Source organism: Actinoallomurus iriomotensis (assembly GCF_030269445.1).
Taxonomy (GTDB): domain Bacteria; phylum Actinomycetota; class Actinomycetes; order Streptosporangiales; family Streptosporangiaceae; genus Actinoallomurus; species Actinoallomurus iriomotensis.
This window is the reverse complement of the sequence record NZ_BSTJ01000001.1, coordinates 1,180,089-1,199,098: the sequence shown is the minus strand read 5'-3', so window position 1 is coordinate 1,199,098 and position 19,010 is coordinate 1,180,089. Positions and strand designations below refer to the sequence as shown.

Here is a 19,010-nt window from a genome sequence, read left to right as displayed (position 1 = left end):
ATCAGATCCCCGTGACCTCTCGCAGGGCCGCCACCCGGTCGCAGCGTTCCCAGGTCATCTCCGGTTCCTCCCGGCCGAAGTGCCCGTACACCGCGGTCTGGGCGTACTTCGGGCGCCGCAGGTCCAGGTCCGCGATGATCGCCGCCGGCCGCAGGTCGAAGACCTGGTTGATGGCGTCCTGGATCTGTTCGGTGGGGATCTTCTCCGTGCCGAAGCACTCGACGAACAGGCCCACCGGCCGTGCCTTGCCGATCGCGTACGCGACCTGCACCTCGCACCGCCCGGCCAGCCCGGCCGCGACGACGTTCTTGGCCACCCAGCGCATGGCGTACGCCGCCGAGCGGTCGACCTTGGAGGGGTCCTTGCCGGAGAAGGCGCCCCCGCCGTGCCGGGCCATACCGCCGTACGTGTCGACGATGATCTTCCGGCCGGTCAGCCCGGCGTCGCCCATGGGACCGCCGACCTCGAACCGTCCCGTCGGGTTCACGAGGAGCCGGTAGTCATCGGTGGCCAGGTCGAGCGAGGTGATCTCCGGAGTGATCACGTGCTCGATGATGTCCGGGATGAGAAGTCCCTCCAGGGAGACGTCCGGGGCGTGCTGCGTGGACACCACGACCGTGTCGAGCCGGACCGGAAGGTCGCCCTGGTAGGCCAGGGTGACCTGGGTCTTGCCGTCCGGGCGCAGGTACGGAATGGTGCCGTCGCGCCGCACCGCCGCGAGACGTCGCGCGAGCCGATGGGCCAGGGTCAGCGGGAACGGCATCAGCTCCGGGGTCTCCGAGCACGCGTAGCCGAACATCAGGCCCTGGTCGCCCGCACCCTGGAGGTCGAACTCGTCGGTGCTGTCCGTACGGGCCTCGTACGAGCGCTCGACGCCCTGCGCGATGTCCGCGGACTGTGCGCCGATCGACACCGCGACGCCGCACGAGGCGCCGTCGAAACCCTTGGCGGAAGAGTCGTACCCGATGTCCAGGATCTTCTTCCGCACGAGCGCCTCGACGTCGGGGAGCGACCCGGAGACCTCCCCGGTGACGTGGACGAAGCCGGTGCTGATCAAGGTTTCGATCGCGGTGCGGCTGTGCGGATCCGCTGCCAGCATCGCGTCGACGAGGGTGTCGCTGATCTGATCCGCGATCTTGTCGGGGTGGCCCTCGGCGACCGATTCCGAGGTGAACAGCCGATAGCTCATGACGGTCCTCCGTTCTCGTTCGTTGGTCGTTGGTCGATCAGGCGTTGAGGTGTCTGCCGATGAGGAGATCCAGCCGCTCACGCACCGAGGGCGGCACGGCGGCCCGGTCGGTGATGATCGCGTGGGCCAGCGCGTCCTGACATTCGCACTCGGCGTCGGCCGGGAGTTTCTCGACGAGGCGGACGATCGTCCTCTTCGCGGCGTCGGCGTTGCGCGCCATGACGGCGGTGACCAGATCGGCCTCGACGGCCTGTTCGTCCGAACGCCAGCAGTCGTAGTCGGTCACCAGCGCCAGCGCCGAGTAACACAGCTCCGCCTCGCGCGCGAGTTTGGCCTCCGGAACGGCGGTCATGCCGATGATGTCCATTTTCAAAAACCGATAGAGTTCCGATTCGGCGCGCGTGGAGAACTGCGGTCCCTCAATGCAGATATAGGTGCCGCTGTCGTGAATCGTGGTATCGGTCGCGCTGTGCGCCGCCGCCATGAGTTCTTCGCGGAGCCGGCCGCAGTACGGGTCGGCGACCGAGGTGTGCACGACGATCCCGTCCTCGAAGAACGATTTCGGCCGGCCGCTCTTCGTCCAGTCCACGATCTGGTCCGGCACCACCAGACTTCCCGGCCGGTATTCCTCGCGCAGGCTGCCGACGGCGCTGATGCTGAGGACCTGCCGGACGCCCAGTGCCTTCAGCGCCCAGATGTTCGCCCGCACCGGAATCTCGGTGGGGGTGAGGCGGTGACCTCGGCCGTGCCTCGGCACGAACGCCACCGAGCGGCCGGAGAGCCGGCCGACGACCAGGGCGTCACTGGGCGACCCGAAAGGAGTCTCGACCTCGATCGTCTCGGCGTTCTCCAGCTCCGCCAATTCATACAGGCCGCTGCCGCCGATTATCCCTACTTCCGCGCGGGTTTCTGTCATTTTGTTATCAACCATCCTTGTCTTCCGCCGGTGGTAATGCTTAGTGCGAGATGACACCGCTGCGCCGAAGATAACCTGATGCCCCAGTGGATGAATCCGCTGTTCGGAGAACACGGGTGCGACTTTGGTCGCAGCATGATTACACCAATGGTGGTTATGCGAAAGATTGCCGTTCTACTTATTCTCGGGCTTCAAGGCGTGTCCAGACCATCGCCCAAGCGAATGGAGAGCGAGTTGACAAATTTCGAGTACAAGGTCGCCGATCTGTCACTGGCGGCGTTCGGCCGCAAGGAGATCGAACTCGCCGAGCACGAGATGCCGGGCCTGATGGCGGTCCGTGAGGAGTACGCCGAGTCCAAGCCGCTGCGCGGGGCGAAGATCATGGGCTCGTTGCACATGACGATCCAGACCGCCGTGCTGATCGAGACCCTGGTCGAGCTGGGCGCCGACGTGCGCTGGGCGAGTTGCAACATCTTCTCCACCCAGGACCACGCCGCCGCGGCGATCGTCGTCGGCCGGGACGGCACGCCCGACGATCTGCGGGGCGTCCCGGTGTTCGCCTGGAAGGGCGAGACGCTGGAGGAGTACTGGTGGTGCACCGACCAGGCGCTGTCGTGGCCTGGCGACGAGGGCCCGAACATGATCCTCGACGACGGCGGCGACGCGACGCTGCTGGTGCACAAGGGCGCCGAGTACGAGAAGGCCGGTGCCGTGCCCTCGGCGTCGGAGGACGACCCGGAGGAGTGGAAGGTCATCCTGGGCCTGCTCCGCCGTACGGTCGACGGCTCGGGGCGCTGGACGAAGACCGCCGAGCGGATCAAGGGCGTGACCGAGGAGACCACGACCGGCGTCCACCGGCTGTACGAGATGGCCAAGGCGGGCACGCTCGCGTTCCCGGCGATCAACGTCAACGACTCGGTGACCAAGTCCAAGTTCGACAACAAGTACGGCTGCCGGCACAGCGTGATCGACGGCATCAATCGCGCCACCGATGTCCTGATCGGCGGCAAGGTCGCGGTCGTGTGCGGCTACGGCGACGTCGGCAAGGGCTGCGCGGAGGCGCTGCGCGGGCAGGGCGCCCGGGTCGTCGTCACCGAGATCGACCCGATCTGCGCGCTCCAGGCGGCGATGGACGGTTTCGAGGTCACCACGCTGGATGACATCGTCGGCAAGGCGGACATCTTCGTCACCTGCACCGGCAACACGGGCATCATCAGCGCCGACCAGATGGGGCGGATGAAGCACCAGGCGATCGTCAGCAACATCGGCCACTTCGACAACGAGATCGACATGGCCGGCCTGGCGAAGATCCCCGGCATCAAGAAGGAAGAGGTCAAGCCGCAGGTCCACACCTGGACCTTCGAGGACGGCCACTCCATCATCGTGCTGGCCGAGGGCCGGCTGGTGAACCTGGGCTGCGCGACGGGTCACCCGTCGTTCGTGATGTCGAACTCCTTCACCAACCAGGTGATCGCCCAGATCGAGCTGTTCAACCACACCGAGAAGTACCCGGTGGGGGTCTACACCCTGCCCAAGCACCTCGATGAGAAGGTCGCCCGCCTGCACCTGGACGCGCTCGGCGTCAAGCTGACCACGCTCACCAAGGAGCAGGCCGCCTACATCGGCGTCGACGTCAACGGTCCCTACAAGGCGGACCACTACCGGTACTAGTCAAGCGGGGAAACCCGATGAACGAGGAGCGCGAGGACGTACGGACCGGTCCGCCCGAGCGGACCGGTCTGACGGCACAGCGGTACGAGACCGAAGAAGTGCGGGCGAAGGCCGCCGACGCCTTGCAGATCGCCCTGGACCGGCGCGACAACGGCGCGCCGCGAAACGATCTGGCAGAGGACCCCGGCCACCCGGACTCCTGAGAGCGTGCGGGCCGTCGGCCCGGTCAGACGGCGCCCCTGGGACGAGCGTGCACATGCTCGTTCCAGCGGTCGCCGGCCGGGTCGTCGCCGCCGGGGTACGGCCAGAGGTGATGCGCGGACCAGTCGTGTCCGTCGCGGCTGTCCGTTCCGATCCAGGGGGCGAGCAGAGCGAGGACCGCGAGTGCCGCGAGAAGCATCCATCCCATGGGAATTCACCTGACTGCCATTGCAGGATCGAGATGTTGACTCCCTTCAACTATTGATTAAGATGGCTTATCATGCCATCGACATCTACTTAAGGCTCGATTAAGCTGCACTAATGGCTTGAAAATTCGTTCTCGAATCATTGTCCGGCGAGTATTATCGGGGAGCCGACGATAGCCGGTCCGCGGGCGTCGGCGACACCGGAGGAAGCGATGATCGCCAGGACTTGGGGCGCTTCTGCGACCATCGACGGAGCAGCTGCCTACCAGCGACATTTCGAAAGTTCCGTGCTCGTCGAGCTGGCCCGGGTGCCGGGATACCTGGGCGCTTTTCTCTTATGCCACGAGGAGTCGGGCCGCGTCCGGCTGACGGTGCTCAGCCTCTGGAATTCCACCGACGCGATTCGTCGCTTCGCCGGGCAGGAGTACGAGACCGCGGTGGTCCACGATGACGCGAAGGCCGTCCTCGATGACTACGACACGGTCGTCCGGCATCACTCCGTGGCGGTGGCCGCACCCGCACCGGGTGGCCCGGAGTGACACGAGGCGATCCGGAGCGCCGGCCGGCGGTGCCGGTTCCGGTCGCCCGACTGATGATCCTTGTGGGTGACCGCATCCGCCGGGATCGCCGGGCCGTGCACACCGAGATCGTCGCGCGGGCCCGCGAGGCCGGGCTGGCGGACGTCACCGTGTTACGCGGCCTCGACGGTCACATCGGCGCCTCCCGGCGGACGCGCCGGGGACTCCTGCGCCGCCCCGACAACGTCCCGGTCACCATCCTGGTGTTCGACCAGGAAGAACGCCTCCGGAGGTTCCTCACGACCCTGGCCGACATCACGGAGGAGTGCATCGTCACGCTCGACACGGCCGAGGCCTACCGGTACGGGCGCGTCGGCTCCGCCGAGCGGAGCCGTGGCCGCCGCGACGCCGGCTGAGCGGCCGGTTCAGTGTCCGGCGGCCTCCACCTGGCCGTCACTCCGTCCACCGGTGCGTGCCGCCAGCCGGTCGGTGAACCTCGCGATGTCGATGACCGCACGCTCGTGTGTTCCCTTGCAGACCACCCCGGCGTCGTCGGACGCCCGTACGGAGAAGGTGAGCCGGCGGCCCTCGACGGAGACGAGCTCGACGCTCACCGTGAGGTCCGCCCCGGGGGGCGTGGGCCCTTCGTGACTGAGATCGACATGGATGCCGAGGGTGCGTTCGGCGTCGTCGAGTTGTCCGGCGATCGCGCGGATGCACGTCCACTCGACGATTCCGACGAGATAACCGGTGGCCAAGACGTTCGGCAGTGCCGCGAATTCGGCCGATTCGGGCAAAAGATTCGGGACTGTCCGCTCGGGCGGAACTGTATACGTCATCGTCGCCGTCAGGCCAGGCCGCAGACCGTCGCGCATTCGTCGCTGTCCCATCTCGGTCACCGTCATCGCGGAGGGTGGCCCCGCGTCGTGACGGGGGCATACGTTATCCGGTCGAGGTGCCCGCGACCGGGGTATCCGGCCCCCGCGAAGTCAACCTCACTAAAACAGAGCTGTCAGCACCGAGCAAGGGAGATCGATAATGTCGACCACTCCGGCCGTTCCGGACGAACTCCTTCCCCGGCTGCGGGAGCTGGTCGCCGAGGAAATCCGTCCGCGTGCGGACGAGGACGAGGCGCACAGCCGCTTTCCGCGCGACCTGTGCCGCGATCTCGGGAAGCTCGGCGTGCTCGGCCTGCCGTACGCACGCGAGCTCGGCGGGAGCGGATGGCGTTTCGAGGACTATCTCCAGGCGCTCGAAGTGCTGGCCGGGGGCTGGCTCACGATCGCCGAGACGGTCGCGGTGCACACTCTCGCGTGCTTTCCCGTCGCCGCCCACGGTGACGACGCGCAGCGCCGCGAGCTGCTGCCGGCCATGCTCGGCGGCGAGCTGCTCGGGTCGTACTGCCTGTCCGAACCCGGCGCCGGCTCCGACGCGGCGTCGCTGACGACGAAGGCGGTCCCCGACGGCGGGCACTTCGTCGTCAACGGAACCAAGGCGTGGATCACCCATGCCGGGCACGCCGACTTCTACAACCTGTTCGTCCGGACCGGCGGGGACGGCCCGGGCGGGATCAGCTGCCTGCTGGCGGACAAGGACACTCCCGGGCTGTCTCCGGACCGGCCGGAGAAGAAGATGGGGCTGACCGGGTCGCCCGTCGCGCAGATCCACCTGAACGACGCGAGAGTCCCGCGGGAGCGGCTCGTCGGTGAGCTCGGCCGGGGCTTCGCGATCGCCATGTCCGCCCTGGACCGGGGCCGCCTGGGCATCGCCGCGTGCGCCATCGGGCTGTCCCAGGCGGCGCTGGACGTCGCGACCGACTACGCGATGACCCGGCGCCAGTTCGGCCGTCCCGTGGGGGAGTTCCAGGCGGTCGCCTTCATGCTCGCCGACATGGCCACGGCGATCGAGGCGGGGCGTTGCCTCTACCGTTCCGCGGCGCGCCGGCTCGACGCGGGTGAGGACCTGACCAAGGAGGCGTCGATGGCGAAACTGTTCTGCACCGACACCGCGATGCAGGTCACCACCGACGCCGTGCAGATCCTCGGCGCGGTCGGGTACACCGACCGCTACCCGGTCGAACGCTACATGCGAGAGGCGAAGGTGTTGCAGATCTTCGAGGGGACCAACCAGATCCAGCGCCTGGTGATCAGCCGGCGGCTGACCGCGGAGCGCCGGGACGCGGCCTCGGCCGGCCGGTGAGCCGGGGGCCACGCCGATGCTCCTGACCGACCGCCCGCTCGTCCAGCGGGACATCGACATCGCCGCGCCGCCCGCCGTCGTCTGGGCGCTGGTGACCGATCCGGCGAAGATGGGGACGTTCTCCCCGGAGAACACCGGGGGCGGCTGGGACCCGCCCTTCACCGAAGGGGCGCCGGGCGCCCGTTTCACCTCGGGGAACACGCGCGGGGACCTGTGCTGGAGCCGGACGTCCACCGTGCTGACCTGGTCCCCGCCGCGCGAGTTCGCCTTCGCGGTCACCGATCCCGACGATCCGGCCGGCGACCCGGCCCGGCCCATCGCCGTCTGGAGATACCAGCTGCATCCGCTCCGCGGCGATCGGACGTGGCTGTGCGAGTCGGTGGACTTCGGCACGGCGCGATCACCACTGACCGACCGTATCGCCGAGGTCCCCGACATGCACGAGCGGGTCGTCGCCGCCCGGTGCCGCGAACACGCCCGCAACATCGACGCGACCCTGCGCGCCGTCAAGGCCGCGGCCGAACGCCGCTGAGCCGGGTGAGGAGCGGCCCCGTCGCGGAGCCGCTCCTCGCCGCGTTACTTGAGGCCGCCGTCCAGGGCGGACATCAGGGTGCCGGTGTCACCCGACATCTCCCAGATCATCGCGCCGCCGAGGTTGTTGGCCTTGATGTAGTCGGTCTTCTTGCCGATCGACCACGGGTCGTCGAAGGTCCACCACTGGCCGTTCGCGCCCGTGTAGCAGTACGTCGCGACGGACTGCTCGTTGTGGTGGACGGTGCAGCCGGGGACGTTCGTGGCGATGTTCTTGTAGCCGCGGGTACCGGCCTCCTCCGGGAAGTCGCCGGGCGCCGCGCCGTTCGCCTGCTGCCACTCGCCGTTCGCGCCGCCGTCGGCCACCTGCTGCCAGCCGCGGCCGTAGAACGGGATGCCGACGAGGACCTTGCGCGGGTTCACGCCGGCGCCGGTGTAGAGCTTGACGGCCGAGTCGACGCTGAAGTGCGTCGGGTACGGGTCGTTCGGGTCGACGTACAGGTTGGCCTGGTCGCCGGTGCGGTTCGGCTCCCAGGAGTTGTCGCTGCCGGAGCCGTGGAAGTCATACCCCTGCATGTTGGCGTAGTCGAGGGAGTTGAAGATCTTCGACAGGTCCCAGCCGGCGTTGATCTTCGCCTGGTCGGCGGGGGTGAACGCGGTGAGCAGGTAGCCGGAGCCCAGCGCGTTCAGCTCGGTACGGAACTCGGCGAGCAGCGCGGTGAGGTTGGCCTTGTCGTCCGCCGAGTAGTGGTTGCCGGGGTGCCCGTCGGCGCTGCCCGGCCACTCCCAGTCGATGTCGAACCCGTCGAACACGCCCGCGCCGGTGCCCGTCCCGCCCGTGCCATCGGAGGAGACGGGCAGGTTGCCCTTGATGAACATGTCGATGCAGGAGCCGACGAACTTCTTGCGCGACGCGTCGGTCTTGGCCACGTCGGAGAAGAACTTGGAGTACGTCCAGCCGCCGAGCGAGACGAGCACCTTGAGGTTCGGGTGCTTGGCCTTCAGCTTCTTGATCTGGTTGAAGTTGCCCTTGAGCTTCTGGTCCCACGTGTCGGCGACGCCGTCGACGCTGTGGTCGGCGCTCACGGAGGCGCCGTAATCGGCGTACGCGTCGCCGGCGCCGGTGCCCTGGTCCGGGTCCTCGGGGTTGGTGGTGGTCGCCTTGGTCGTCTCGAAGCAGGTGAGGTTGTTCGGATCGACGTTCTCGAAGGCGTAGTTGAGCACGGTCAGCTTGCCCGCCGCGCCGTTCGCGTCGAGGTCCTTCATCCAGAAGTTGCGGCCGTAGATGCCCCACTGCGGGTAGTAGCCGATCTTCTGGTACGTGCCGCCGGTGCCGCCGCCCGACTGGGTCGTGCCGGTGACGGACGCGCTCTTGGCCGACTCGTTGCCGGCGGCGTCGAGCGCGGTGACGGTGTAGGTGTGGCTGGAGCTGGCGGACAGCCCGCCGACGGTCGCGCTCGTGCCGCTCACGGTCGCGACGACCGTGGACCCCTCGTACACCCTGTAGCCGGTGACGCCGACGTTGTCGGTGGAGGCGGTCCAGGCGAGCGCGATCGAGGAGGAGGTCGTGCCGGTGACGTGGAGGCCGCCGGGGACGGACGGCGCGGAGGTGTCGGTGCCGCCGCCACCGCCGCCCGCGCAGGGCGAGCCGTTCAGCGTGCAGTTGGTCGGCGTGGCCGACTCGGGGGCGCCGTTGAACCCGAAGCTCACCGAGGCGCCGGGTGCCAGCGTGCCGTTGTAGGAGGCGTTGGTGAACGTGTAGTGGTTGCCGCTGTGGGTGAGCACGGTGTCCCACGCGGAGCCGATCGACCCGCCGGCGGGCACGTCGACCTCGACCTTCCAGCCGTTCAGCGTCGTCGAGCCGCCGTTGGTGATCGTGTATTTGCCCTGGTAGCCGGTGCCCCAGCCGGAGTCCTTGGAGAACGTCGCGGTCGGCGTACCGGCCGCCCGGGCGAGGTGGGGGAGCGTGAGGAGCGCCGTCGCGGCGAACGCGACGACGAGTCGGAGGATCGTACGTTTCACTTGATGCTCCTCGGTCTGGCGGGAAAGAGGAGCGCGGCGCCGCACTAACAAAAAGGAAACTTTCCTGTAAGTTCGGACCGTAGCCCGGCCGGAGCCGCGCGTCAATGCCCTCGGAGACCGCCGTGAGTCACGGTCCGTCCCGCCGGCGGACGGGCGCGGATGAGGGCCGCGCCGCCGTGCGGGCTCTAAGCTCGCCCCCATGGGCGACGGCGACGGCTGGGCGAACTGCGACGCGGGACATCGGCACTGGGGACGCTACGGGGCGGCGGGGGTGCTGCCGTACTGCATGGACCCAGACCCGTACGTCCTGTTGCAGAAGCGGTCGCGGCTGTCGATCGGCGGTGGCACGTGGGGCCTGCTCGGCGGGGCCCGGCACAGCCACGAGAACCCGGTCGAGGCGGCCCTGCGCGAGGCGTCCGAGGAGAGCACGCTGGACCCCGCGACCGTCCGCGTGCACTGGCTGTCCCACGAGGACCACGGCGGCTGGTCGTACGACACGGTGATCGGTTCGGCGCCGACGCGGAGCGAGGTGCGCCCGCGGTCGTTCGAGAGCGCCGCGGTGGAGTGGGTGCCCGCCGACGAGGTCGCGGACCGGAAGCTGTTCCCCGCCTTCGCCGATGCGTGGCAGCGGCTGCGCCGGTCGCTGTACCGGGTGGTCCTCGTGGTCGACGTGGCGAACGTCATGGGTTCACGAGCGGACGGCTGGTGGCGCGACCGCCGGGGCGCGGCCGAACGGCTGCGCGACGAGATCGCCGCCATCGACGGCTTCGACGGCGTTCCAGGAGCCGTCGCCGACCTCTGCTATCCGGAGATCGTGCTGGTCGTCGAGGGCGCGGCGCGCGGCGTGGGCACGGTGGAGGGCGTCGAGGTCGTGGCCGCCCCGGGCAGCGGCGACGACACGATCGCCGGCCTGGCCGCGCGGCGGGCGCCGGACGAGCACCGCCTCGTCGTCACCGCCGACCGCGAGCTCCGCGCCCGCTGCGAGGCCGCGGGCGCGGCGGTCGTGGGCCCGCGCTGGCTCCTGGACGCGATCCGCCGTTCCTGCTCCACCTGAGCGCCGGTCCGGTTCCGGTCGTTCACGTACACGTCGCCAGGAAGGGTCAGAAATTGGGATACGCGGAATCGGGATACGCGGTCCACGCGGCGAGTCTCGCGCGGTACCACGACGACGCCCTCGCCCCGCACGTCCAGGCGCTGCGGGATCTGGAGCGGAACCACGCCGACCAGGCGCTGCCGGCCTTCCCCCAGGGCCTCGCGGCCAACGGCGCCGCCGACCTGTTCAGGACGGCCCACGACCGGTTCGGGCGGGTACTCGGCGACGCGGTTCGGCACGCGGCGTCCAGCCAGACCAGGCTGGCCGAGACGACGGGCCGCTACCGCGGGGCGGAGGCCGCGAACCTGTCCTACCTCACCGGCACCGGCCCGGACACGGGGGCGGTCGTCACGCCGTCTCCGCCGGTGTCCGACGGGTCTTCGTCGCCGCCCTCCACCGCCGGGGACCCGCAGGATCTGCCGGCGCTGCTCCGCACCGTGATCGACAGGCTGACCTCCACGGTCGCGCCGCTGGGCGGGCTCTCACTGGTCCGGCCGGTCACCGACCGGCTCTGGGCGAACGCCGTCGACCCCCGGCACTACGACACGGCGGCGAGCGTGCACGCCGCACACGCTCGGCACATCTCGACGTTGCGGTCCCGGCTCGACGAGTCGGCCAGAGTGACCGTGGCCTGGGACGGTTCGGCGCGGGACGGATTCGAGACGGACCGGAGACGCCACCTCGCCACCCTGGACGACGCGGAGGCGCACTCCCGTACGCTGTCCGCCGCGTACGGCGCGATGGCCGGCGCGATGCGCCGGTTCCTCTCGCACGCGGCGCTGGCGATCGTCGCCTTCCTGGCCACGTTCTCGGTGACGCTGTTCGTCTCCCACTTCTTCGAGTCGGCCCTGTTCCTCTGCCTGGCGGAGATCGCCGCGTTCGTGCTCTACCTGGCCGGCTGGCTCGTGGTCCGCCTCGTCGACATGACCCAAGAAGTCCAGAAGACCTTCGGCTCCCACGCCGCCTAGGGCGGTCAGCGGTACAGGGCGGCGCGGGCGGACTCGCGTAGCTCTCGGGCGACCCGGTCGTAGTCCGCCGCGAGTTCCGCGGTGATCCGCTCGGTCTCGTCGGCTTCGATCCGTACCCGTGGCTCGGACTCGGGCCGGTCGCGCAGCACGGCGATCCGCAGATGCGTCGGCGGGTGGCTCTCGTCCACGCGCAGGCGTTCCCGCGCGGCGAGGCGGCGCCGGCGTTCGCGCTCCGACTCCGGCAGGTTCGCGACGGCCTCGCGTTGCTCGGCCCACAGTTCGGTGCCGGCGCGCACTGCGGTGCGGCGCAGGGCCAGCCGGTGGGTCTGGGCGGTGACGAGCATGGTGTCGAGCATGTCCGCGGCGGCGCCGGGGGAGGCGACCTGACCCGCGAGGCGGTCGGCGAGGTACTCGGCCCGCTGGCCGGCCCGCAGCGTCAGCGCGAGCTGCGCGCGGAACACCATCGCGACCAGCCCGCTCACCACACCCTGCAGCGCCCGCACCATGAGGTCGATGAGGTAGTTCATCCGCCGGTCGCGGCCGCCCGGCCGGGTCGCGTGGTGCAGCCGGGCCAGCGTCGACAGCGCGGTGCCGACGACCAGGCCGTGCCGGGAGTCGCCGTTGACGCCGTGGGCGAATTCATGGCCCAGCAGGGCCACGCGCTGCTGCCCGGTCAGGGGGTCCCAGATCGGCAGGCCGATCGTCAGTACGTGCCGCCGCCGGAGGCCGACGGCGCCGTAGGAGGCGTTGAACTCTCCGGTGACCACCACCGTGTGCACGGGCGCGGCCCCGACCTCCGTGCCGACCCGGTCGAGCAGGGCGAACAGCGCGGGCGCGTCCTCCCGGCACTTCACCGCGTCGCCGCGCGGCATCCGGCCGAGGCGCGGGGCGAGGAAGTACGCGAGGACCACCAGTACGACGGCGGCGATGACCGTGACGGCGTTGACGTCCGTCCACAGGAGCAGACCGGCGACCGCGAGAAGGGCGAGCGGGCAGGCGTGCACGGCCAGCGCGAGCAGGTAGGAGGCGACCCGCGCGGCGTTCCAGCCGGGGCGGGCGGGCTCGGCGCGCGACACGTCGCGGTACAGGGCCTCGACGAGAGCGGCCGACCGCCGGTCGAACCAGGCCCGCACCGGCCCGCCGCGCGGCGCCTCGGGCTCGCCCAGCCCCCACTCGCACTCCGCGCACCAGACCGGATGGTCACCGGCCGCCGGGAGGACATGGGAGCACGTAGGGCACAGATCGGACGTATCGGTGGTCACGGCGCGAGATCCTATGGGCGCGCGGCACTCCCCGGCCGGTGTCGTGACGGCACCGGTACGCGAACGAGATCTCGCGCCGTGACGATGTCGCCCGCGTACGCCGCGGCGGCCTCCTCGGCGAACCTCGGCTCGTCCTCGGCGCCGTACCGTTCGGAGAAGTGGGTCAGGACCAGGCGCCGTACGCCGGCGTCGGCGGCGATCCGTCCGGCCTGGCGCGCGGTGAGGTGTCCGTAGTCCTCGGCCAGCCCGGCGTCGGCGTCGAGGAACGTCGACTCGATCACGAGCAGGTCGGCCCCGTCGGCGAGCGGCTTGATCGCGTCACAGAGCCGGGTGTCCATGACGAACGCGACCTTCTGGCCGGGCCGGGGAACGCCGCACTCCTCGAGCGTGACCGTACGGCCGCCGGGCGCGGTGACCCGCCCCTCGCGCTGGAGACGTCCGACGAGCGGCCCCGCGATGCCGTACGCGGCGAGCCGGTCGGGCAGCATCGTGATGCCGCCGGGCTCCTCGATCCGGTAGCCGTAGGACTCGACACTGTGGCAGAGCCGCCGCGCGGTGAGCGTGAACGGCGCGCCGTCCGCCGCGACCTCCTGGACGTCACCGGCGACGGGCCGCTCGGCGATCACCTGCGTGTCGTTGAAGAGCGTGGCGTGACGCAGCCGCCGCCAGTACTCCGTACCGCTGCGGGGAAAGACGGCGCTGACCGGATGCGCGACGCGGTCCCGCGCGATCCGCTGCACCACCCCGGGTACGCCCAGGCAGTGGTCGCCGTGGAAGTGGGTGAGGCAGATCGCGTTGACGTCATGGGCGCTGACCCCGGCACGGACCATCTGCCGCTGCGTGCCCTCCCCGGGGTCGAACAGGACACCGAACCCGTCCCAGCGCAGGAGGTACCCGTTGTGGTTCCGGCTCTTGGTCGGCACCGCACTGGAGGTTCCCAGGACCACGAGCTCCCGTGAGGACATGCCCTCATGATGCCGGACCCCTTGATCGCGGACGGCGCGGTGGCGGAGTTCCCGACCTGCGGTAGCGGCTGCCTCGTATTGGTCATGCCGTATATAGAGGCCTTTCCGTATTCGGTATCTTGCCGCGCACGGTTGAAATTGGGTCTGGCGATCATGATGTCGGCGGAGTTAGCCTGCAAGGCTCGGCAACTACAGTTGGCGGAATATGTAAAGGGCTGACCTTATGGTGGTGGATCGGGTCGACGGCGCGAACACCGGTGAGACGGCCGAACGGCCGGCGGGCGGCGAACAGTTTCCGGCGGATCACCCCGGATCGGACGATTCGTTATCCCGAGTCGAGAGTCGATTAGCCGCGCTCGCGGCGAATGAGAAGCCTCCGGAAACGGCCGCTGACGTGGGGGAGCGGGCGCCGCAGCCGTACGCGAAATTGCTCGACACTCCCATCGCCGACGACCAGCCGACGCCGCGTGAGGTGCTCGGCCGGTTCGCGCCCGCCGACGCGGGCCTGCCCGAGGTGACGGAGCGGGAGGCCGCCGACCACATCGCCCGGTATGTCGGCGAGCGTCCGTGGCTGGCCTGTGCCGCGGACTCCGACCCGGCCGTCCAGCGGGTGCTGGTGGCCCTGGACCTGGGCCAGGGCCACGCGCTGGAGCGCCACGAGGGCTACGCCGACCACGAGAGGCTGCGGCGCCGCGTGACCGCGCTCGAGGACCCCGCCCAGCTGGACCCGGCCAAGAGGGTGGCGGGGATCGACGGATGCAAACCGGGCGACCGGGCCCACCGGTGCGCCGACACCGCCACCGCGGTCCAGGATCCGGCCGCGTTCGCGACCATGTTCGCCCGCGCGATGGAACATCCCGACATCCGTGACGTCCTCCGCAGACCGTTCGATCCGCATGCGAATCCGCCACGTGTCGCCATCCCGATCGAGGAACTGCTGGGGCCGGACGGCCATCGATACTGCAGCGGTTATCGGCTTCTGCCGGTGGGCGGACAGATCCGCGCGGCCTTGGACTGCCGCGATTCCTGGGTCGACTCGCGCGCCAACGATCGTGATCCCGACGTACCTGATCCGGGCGCGGCCTTAGTTGATTCGTTCGATGGAGGAAAAGTCCAATTCTTCTTTCGGGCGAGGGCATTGCGTGACGGCTATGAAGTCAGCACGATGTTCGTGGAGCGACCTTAAGGGGTGCAGACGTATGGCCTTGACCGACAGATATTGGCGAAACCATCCCGAGGCGCCTTTCTCCGTTCTCCTGGACACGGTGGAGGCCTACTGCCATCCCGAGGCCCACGACGAGGCCTACGAGGACCTGATCACTCGGGTGCGGAGCCCGAAGGGAGATCCCGCGATCCAGCGGTTCAAGTCGCAGCTGGGAGACGCGTTACGCGACCGGTCGGCCCTGCCCGAAGACGCGTTGTACGTCGCCGCGCAGTACAGCGACGGCAGCGACCGGGCGTTCCTCGAACGGCTTTGGCGCGACCTGTATCCGGACGAGCCGCTTCCGGGCCGGTGACGCCGCGACCTGACCTTCACGCCGGGGGGGAAGGTCGAGGACGACGGCAGGCCCGTCTCGGCGTGAGAGGGGTCGGCGGAAGACGTGCGGCCGACGGGAGGACGGTGTGGCTCGGGCCGCGCCAGGCCTGTCCCACCGATGACCCCGCGGGCCTTCGACGGCGTGCCGCCGCTCGCCACCACCGGCAGGCTGATCCGGCTGCCGCCAGGCCCCTTCGTGCCCGTGGCATTGATAATCCGAAGATATCGGCATTCCGTATTTCAGTGTCGCCGGGTGATCATGTACGAATTCGTTCGGCGCTCTGGTGATCACGATGGTCGCGAAGTTAGCCTGTAGAGCTCGGCAACCTCAATTGTCGAAATGTCAGGGATGCCTCCATGGGGATGGATCGCATTGACGGCGCTGACACGGGCGAGACGACCGAAGGGCGAGCGGGCACGGAACGCCCTCCGGCCGATCTGCCCGGATCGGAAGATTCGTTATCCCGTGCCGAAAGCCGCAGGGGCGCGCTCGCCGCGAATGAAAAGCCGACTCCGGCTGGTCCGGAAACGGCTGTTGACGCGTATGAGCCGGAGCCGTACGCGAAGCGGCTCGACATTCCCATCGCCGACGACCAGCCGACGCCACGCGAGATCCTGCGCGGCTTCCGGCCGACAGAGGCGGGTCTGCCGGAGATCGGCGAAGGCCGGGCCGCCGAGTACATCGCCGAGAACGCGGACCGGCGTCCGTGGCTGGCCCAGGCGAAGGACTGCGACCCGGCGGCCATGCGGGTGCTGGTAGCCATGGACATGGGGCAGGGTCACGCCCTCGAACGCCACGAGGGTCATGCGGACGACGAGAGGCTCCAGCGCCGGGTGACGGGTTTCCAGGATCCCGCCCAGCTCGACGATGCCAAGCGGTTCGCCGGAATCGACGGCCTCAAGCCCGGAAACCGACCGCATCGCTGCGCCGACACCGCAACCGCGATCCAGGATCCGGAGGCATTCGCGACCGCGTTCGCGCGGGGAGTGCGACATCCGTCGGTCCGCGATGCGTTGGAGACCCCGTTCGTGGCCGGAAAAGTGCCACAGGGCGTCGCCCTGACAGTCGAGGACCTTCTGGGGGTGGGCGGCCATCATTACTGTTCGGCGTATGCGCTGGAGCCGGTCGACGGCAGCCTGGATGAGGCCTTACGCCGCCGCGCCGATTGGGTGACGGCGAAGAGAACGTCAAATCAGGATTCAGATGTCCCCGAGCCGACGTGTGTACCCGTCGAGATCCGTGACGATGCAAAGATTAAGTTTTACTTCCGGCCCAATCGGGATATGAATGGCTACGAGATTTCGACGATGTACGTGGAGCCGTGACCGGACTCTTCCCTGGAGGAAGGATGAGCAGGCCGTTCTGGAACATCGATCCCGATTTGCCGTTTGGTACATTAATCTCCGTTTCGGAGATTTATTGTCATCCCGAGGCGTACGACGAGGCATTCGACGACCTGAAGCAGCTCGTGCGGCACGAGTCCGACGAGGAGATCAGGACCTTCAAGAACGAGCTCCGTGCGGCCATCCTCGACCCCGACAGTCTGCCCGGTGACGAGCTCTATCGTGCGGTCCGCTATGACGACGGCAGTGCAGAGAAGTTCCTCCGGCGACTGTGGCGGGACCTCTACCCGCACGAGCCGTTGCCGGAAACGTGAAACGGGCCCCGGGACGCGTGTCCCGGGGCCCGTCGTCAGGCGATCAGTGGAAGAAGCGGGGCTGGCGGGGGAGGACCACGCGGGCCGGGCCGCGCCAGGTCTGTTTCGCCGAGAACGTCTTGTCCTTCGACGGTGTGCCGCCGCTCACCACCACCGGCAGGCTGATCTGGCTGCCCGCCAGATCCACCTTCACCGTGGCGCCCGTGGCCTGTTCGTCGTACTGGACGTCGCCGTCCACGCCGAACAGGATCAGCGCCAGCCGGTGGCCCGCCTTGAACCGGTAGTCCTGCGGCAGGGTCGGCCAGTGCACCGAATACGTCGTCCCCGGCGTCAGCGGCGACGACGTACTCAGCGACGTACGGTTCTGCGCGTCCAGGAAGCCGCGCGTCACCACGTTCACGTCCGAGGTCGCCGTGTCGGTCACCACCTGCTTGTAGCAGGCGTCGTCGGTCGCGGTGCTCTCACCGTGGCAGTCCTCGGTCGTCAGGGTCTTCACGCCCGAACCCGCGCCGAGGTAGTTCACCCGCGTGTCGGTGCCGTAGTCGACCAGCAGTGCGCCCAGGTCGGTGGCGGGGCGGTCCGTGGTGAACCTCAGCGACACCGTCGGCGTGCCCGACAGCCGTACGTCCTGCTTGAGCGGGGGCGTGGTGTACGCCAGCCGGTACGGCTGCGCCGTCGTCGGGTCCGACACGAGGGAGCCCTCGTCCTCCTTGGTGTCGGTGAACGTCGCGCTGCCCGAGGAGGCGGACAGGCCCAGGGTGCCGTCGGCCTGGGGACGCAGGGGCAGGCTCCGCGCCCGCGGTGACGGCCAGTCCGACTCGGTCGTCCACTGGTCCGGGCCGGTCTCGATGTCCGCGCGCGGCTGCTTCATGATGCCGTTGTGCACGTGCCAGAGCCAGTAGTCGAACCACTGGTGCAGGGTGTCCACCCACGCGTCGCGGCGGAAGTCGAACGGGTCCACGTGCCCGTACTGCGACAGCCACACCTTGCGCGGCACGTTCCGCGCCGCGAGGCCGGCCCACCACGTGGAGAACTGGCTCGGCTTGACGTTCAGGTCGTTCGTGCCGTGGACGGCGAACACGCTCGCGTGCACGCGGCTCACGTCCGGGGTGGGCGCGGACCGGTAGTCGCGGGAGCTCCAGAACGCGTTGTAGTTCCCGGTCGCGTCGTCCTGGCCGGTGGCGAGCTCCTGCCGTACGGCGGCGCACTTGGCCGGCGGGTCGGTGTCGACCGTGTCGGCCAGGCCGTCCTCCTCACCCGTCCACCACAGCGTGCCGTTCATCCGGCTGTAGTCGTACCAGGAGCTGATCGCCGAGATCGGCACGATCGTGTCCAGGCCCTGCACGCCGGTCGCCGCCACACCGTTGGCGAGTGTGCCGTCGTAGGACTTGCCGATCATCCCCGTACGGCCGTTGGTCCAGGTCGCCTTGACCTTGTTCCCCTTGGCGTCGTACGCGGTGGCGCGGCCGTTCAGCCAGTCGACGACCGCCTTGCCGCCCAGGACGTCGGACAGGCCGCCGGAGGTCGGGCAGCCGTCGGACTTGGTCGTGCCGTCCATGTCGACGTCGAGCACCGCGTAGCCGCGGGGCACGAAGTAGTTGTCGTAGAAGAGCGGGAACTTCACCGGATTCCCGGCCGCGTCGTACGTCTTGCGCTCGCCCTCGTTGCCGCGGCCGAGGTTGTCGTAGTACGGGCTCTCATCCATGATCACGGGGACCTTGAAGTCCGGGCCGCTCTCCTTCGGGCGGATGATGTCCACCCGGATGAGGTCCTTCTTGCCGTCGTGGTCGGCGTCGACCGGCGACTCGACCCGGACGTACTCCCGGATCGCGTCCGCGTAGGAGAAGACCGGCTGGGTCACCCCGTCCGACACCTTGATCGTGGGTTTCTTCGCCGCGTGGGCGGCGGGCGCCCCCGTGACCGCGAGCGCGGCCGCGGCGGCGATCGCGGCGGCGAGAAGGCCTCGCCGTGGTGAGATCGGCACGCGTTACCTCCTGAGGTTGCGCGCGCAAATCTGCCGCGACCGGTGCGGCCGCACAAGATCTCTAGCCATATCCGGCCGTGAGTCGAGCCG

Annotated in this window: 20 protein-coding genes; 12 read left to right on the top strand and 8 right to left on the bottom strand. The window is 69.2% G+C overall.

Features of this window, described 5'->3' with window-relative positions; genetic code table 11:
• Position 1: 1 nt before the first annotated feature.
• Both metK and mtnP read right to left on the bottom strand, forming a co-directional pair.
• Positions 2 to 1,189, bottom strand: a complete 1,188-nt coding sequence (gene metK / locus QSK37_RS05690) for a methionine adenosyltransferase (protein ID WP_285618038.1) — start codon at positions 1,187 to 1,189, stop codon at positions 2 to 4.
• A 37-nt stretch (positions 1,190 to 1,226) separates the two neighbouring features.
• Positions 1,227 to 2,219, bottom strand: coding sequence for an S-methyl-5'-thioadenosine phosphorylase (mtnP, locus tag QSK37_RS05685; RefSeq protein WP_285618036.1), 993 nt, complete (start codon positions 2,217 to 2,219; stop codon positions 1,227 to 1,229).
• 120 nt (positions 2,220 to 2,339) lie between these two features.
• On the opposite strand from mtnP, the gene ahcY reads away from it, so the two are divergent.
• Together ahcY and QSK37_RS05675 are read left to right on the top strand one after the other, a co-directional pair.
• Complete coding sequence (gene ahcY, locus QSK37_RS05680; RefSeq protein ID WP_285618033.1) at positions 2,340 to 3,776, top strand: adenosylhomocysteinase; 1,437 nt, start codon at positions 2,340 to 2,342, stop codon at positions 3,774 to 3,776.
• A gap of 17 nt (positions 3,777 to 3,793) precedes the next feature.
• Positions 3,794 to 3,979: a hypothetical protein gene (locus tag QSK37_RS05675; protein WP_285618031.1), complete on the top strand. Its 186-nt coding sequence runs from the start codon at positions 3,794 to 3,796 to the stop codon at positions 3,977 to 3,979.
• Positions 3,980 to 4,002: 23 nt separating this feature from the next.
• On the opposite strand, the gene QSK37_RS05670 is transcribed toward QSK37_RS05675, so the two are convergent.
• Positions 4,003 to 4,185, bottom strand: a complete 183-nt coding sequence (locus QSK37_RS05670; protein ID WP_285569765.1) for a hypothetical protein — start codon at positions 4,183 to 4,185, stop codon at positions 4,003 to 4,005.
• A 210-nt stretch (positions 4,186 to 4,395) separates the two neighbouring features.
• Here QSK37_RS05670 and QSK37_RS05665 point away from each other — a divergent pair, with 210 nt between their 5' ends.
• Positions 4,396 to 4,722, top strand: coding sequence for a hypothetical protein (locus QSK37_RS05665; RefSeq protein WP_285569763.1), 327 nt, complete (start codon positions 4,396 to 4,398; stop codon positions 4,720 to 4,722).
• A gap of 53 nt (positions 4,723 to 4,775) precedes the next feature.
• Positions 4,776 to 5,117 carry a DUF190 domain-containing protein gene (locus tag QSK37_RS05660; RefSeq protein ID WP_285618030.1) on the top strand — a complete coding sequence of 114 codons (342 nt, stop codon included), beginning with the start codon at positions 4,776 to 4,778 and terminating at the stop codon, positions 5,115 to 5,117.
• A gap of 9 nt (positions 5,118 to 5,126) precedes the next feature.
• Here QSK37_RS05660 and QSK37_RS05655 read toward each other — a convergent pair whose 3' ends face one another.
• Positions 5,127 to 5,606, bottom strand: a complete 480-nt coding sequence (locus QSK37_RS05655; protein WP_285618028.1) for a thioesterase family protein — start codon at positions 5,604 to 5,606, stop codon at positions 5,127 to 5,129.
• 133 nt (positions 5,607 to 5,739) lie between these two features.
• On the opposite strand from QSK37_RS05655, the gene QSK37_RS05650 reads away from it, so the two are divergent.
• Both QSK37_RS05650 and QSK37_RS05645 read left to right on the top strand, forming a co-directional pair.
• Positions 5,740 to 6,900: an acyl-CoA dehydrogenase family protein gene (locus QSK37_RS05650; protein ID WP_285618026.1), complete on the top strand. Its 1,161-nt coding sequence runs from the start codon at positions 5,740 to 5,742 to the stop codon at positions 6,898 to 6,900.
• Positions 6,901 to 6,916: 16 nt separating this feature from the next.
• On the top strand, positions 6,917 to 7,432 hold the full coding sequence (locus QSK37_RS05645; protein ID WP_285618024.1) for an SRPBCC family protein: 516 nt from the start codon (positions 6,917 to 6,919) through the stop codon (positions 7,430 to 7,432).
• A 44-nt stretch (positions 7,433 to 7,476) separates the two neighbouring features.
• Here the strand turns inward: QSK37_RS05645 and QSK37_RS05640 are convergent, their stop codons facing one another.
• Positions 7,477 to 9,453 (bottom strand): glycoside hydrolase family 18 chitinase, encoded by a 1,977-nt coding sequence (locus QSK37_RS05640; RefSeq protein WP_285618022.1) that lies wholly within the window; start codon positions 9,451 to 9,453, stop codon positions 7,477 to 7,479.
• 199 nt (positions 9,454 to 9,652) lie between these two features.
• On the opposite strand from QSK37_RS05640, the gene QSK37_RS05635 reads away from it, so the two are divergent.
• Entirely contained in the window at positions 9,653 to 10,507 is an 855-nt protein-coding gene (locus tag QSK37_RS05635; protein ID WP_285618020.1) for an NUDIX domain-containing protein, read from the top strand.
• A 53-nt stretch (positions 10,508 to 10,560) separates the two neighbouring features.
• Positions 10,561 to 11,514 (top strand): hypothetical protein, encoded by a 954-nt coding sequence (locus QSK37_RS05630; protein WP_285618019.1) that lies wholly within the window; start codon positions 10,561 to 10,563, stop codon positions 11,512 to 11,514.
• Between the two features lie 5 nt (positions 11,515 to 11,519).
• On the opposite strand, the gene QSK37_RS05625 is transcribed toward QSK37_RS05630, so the two are convergent.
• Positions 11,520 to 12,776: a M48 family metallopeptidase gene (locus tag QSK37_RS05625; protein WP_285618017.1), complete on the bottom strand. Its 1,257-nt coding sequence runs from the start codon at positions 12,774 to 12,776 to the stop codon at positions 11,520 to 11,522.
• 11 nt (positions 12,777 to 12,787) lie between these two features.
• On the bottom strand, positions 12,788 to 13,741 hold the full coding sequence (locus QSK37_RS05620) for a ribonuclease Z (RefSeq protein WP_285618016.1): 954 nt from the start codon (positions 13,739 to 13,741) through the stop codon (positions 12,788 to 12,790).
• A 229-nt stretch (positions 13,742 to 13,970) separates the two neighbouring features.
• Between QSK37_RS05620 and QSK37_RS05615 the strand changes: the two genes are divergently transcribed.
• The 4 genes from QSK37_RS05615 (at position 13,971) to QSK37_RS05600 (ending at position 16,936) form a co-directional block, all read left to right on the top strand.
• The gene (locus tag QSK37_RS05615; protein WP_285618014.1) at positions 13,971 to 14,927 is read left to right on the top strand and encodes a hypothetical protein; all 957 of its coding nucleotides are present in this window, start codon (positions 13,971 to 13,973) and stop codon (positions 14,925 to 14,927) included.
• Between the two features lie 13 nt (positions 14,928 to 14,940).
• Positions 14,941 to 15,258, top strand: coding sequence for a hypothetical protein (locus QSK37_RS05610; RefSeq protein ID WP_285618012.1), 318 nt, complete (start codon positions 14,941 to 14,943; stop codon positions 15,256 to 15,258).
• A gap of 377 nt (positions 15,259 to 15,635) precedes the next feature.
• Positions 15,636 to 16,604 (top strand): hypothetical protein, encoded by a 969-nt coding sequence (locus tag QSK37_RS05605; protein WP_285618011.1) that lies wholly within the window; start codon positions 15,636 to 15,638, stop codon positions 16,602 to 16,604.
• A 23-nt stretch (positions 16,605 to 16,627) separates the two neighbouring features.
• Positions 16,628 to 16,936 carry a hypothetical protein gene (locus QSK37_RS05600; RefSeq protein ID WP_285618009.1) on the top strand — a complete coding sequence of 103 codons (309 nt, stop codon included), beginning with the start codon at positions 16,628 to 16,630 and terminating at the stop codon, positions 16,934 to 16,936.
• A gap of 43 nt (positions 16,937 to 16,979) precedes the next feature.
• On the opposite strand, the gene QSK37_RS05595 is transcribed toward QSK37_RS05600, so the two are convergent.
• The gene (locus QSK37_RS05595; RefSeq protein ID WP_285618008.1) at positions 16,980 to 18,920 is read right to left on the bottom strand and encodes a Xaa-Pro dipeptidyl-peptidase; all 1,941 of its coding nucleotides are present in this window, start codon (positions 18,918 to 18,920) and stop codon (positions 16,980 to 16,982) included.
• Positions 18,921 to 19,010 lie beyond the last annotated feature (90 nt).

What these genes read in the sequence shown, in the direction of transcription:
- QSK37_RS05665 (WP_285569763.1), top strand. Translation starts at nt 4,396, where the DNA reads ATGATCGCCAGGACTTGGGGCGCTTCTGCGACCATCGACGGAGCAGCT.
- QSK37_RS05655 (WP_285618028.1), bottom strand. Translation starts at nt 5,606, where the DNA reads ATGACGGTGACCGAGATGGGACAGCGACGAATGCGCGACGGTCTGCGG.
- QSK37_RS05650 (WP_285618026.1), top strand. Translation starts at nt 5,740, where the DNA reads ATGTCGACCACTCCGGCCGTTCCGGACGAACTCCTTCCCCGGCTGCGG.
- QSK37_RS05670 (WP_285569765.1), bottom strand. Translation starts at nt 4,185, where the DNA reads ATGGGATGGATGCTTCTCGCGGCACTCGCGGTCCTCGCTCTGCTCGCC.
- QSK37_RS05675 (WP_285618031.1), top strand. Translation starts at nt 3,794, where the DNA reads ATGAACGAGGAGCGCGAGGACGTACGGACCGGTCCGCCCGAGCGGACC.
- QSK37_RS05605 (WP_285618011.1), top strand. Translation starts at nt 15,636, where the DNA reads ATGGGGATGGATCGCATTGACGGCGCTGACACGGGCGAGACGACCGAA.
- QSK37_RS05660 (WP_285618030.1), top strand. Translation starts at nt 4,776, where the DNA reads ATGATCCTTGTGGGTGACCGCATCCGCCGGGATCGCCGGGCCGTGCAC.
- QSK37_RS05620 (WP_285618016.1), bottom strand. Translation starts at nt 13,741, where the DNA reads ATGTCCTCACGGGAGCTCGTGGTCCTGGGAACCTCCAGTGCGGTGCCG.
- QSK37_RS05600 (WP_285618009.1), top strand. Translation starts at nt 16,628, where the DNA reads ATGAGCAGGCCGTTCTGGAACATCGATCCCGATTTGCCGTTTGGTACA.
- QSK37_RS05635 (WP_285618020.1), top strand. Translation starts at nt 9,653, where the DNA reads ATGGGCGACGGCGACGGCTGGGCGAACTGCGACGCGGGACATCGGCAC.
- QSK37_RS05610 (WP_285618012.1), top strand. Translation starts at nt 14,941, where the DNA reads ATGGCCTTGACCGACAGATATTGGCGAAACCATCCCGAGGCGCCTTTC.
- metK (WP_285618038.1), bottom strand. Translation starts at nt 1,189, where the DNA reads ATGAGCTATCGGCTGTTCACCTCGGAATCGGTCGCCGAGGGCCACCCC.
- QSK37_RS05645 (WP_285618024.1), top strand. Translation starts at nt 6,917, where the DNA reads ATGCTCCTGACCGACCGCCCGCTCGTCCAGCGGGACATCGACATCGCC.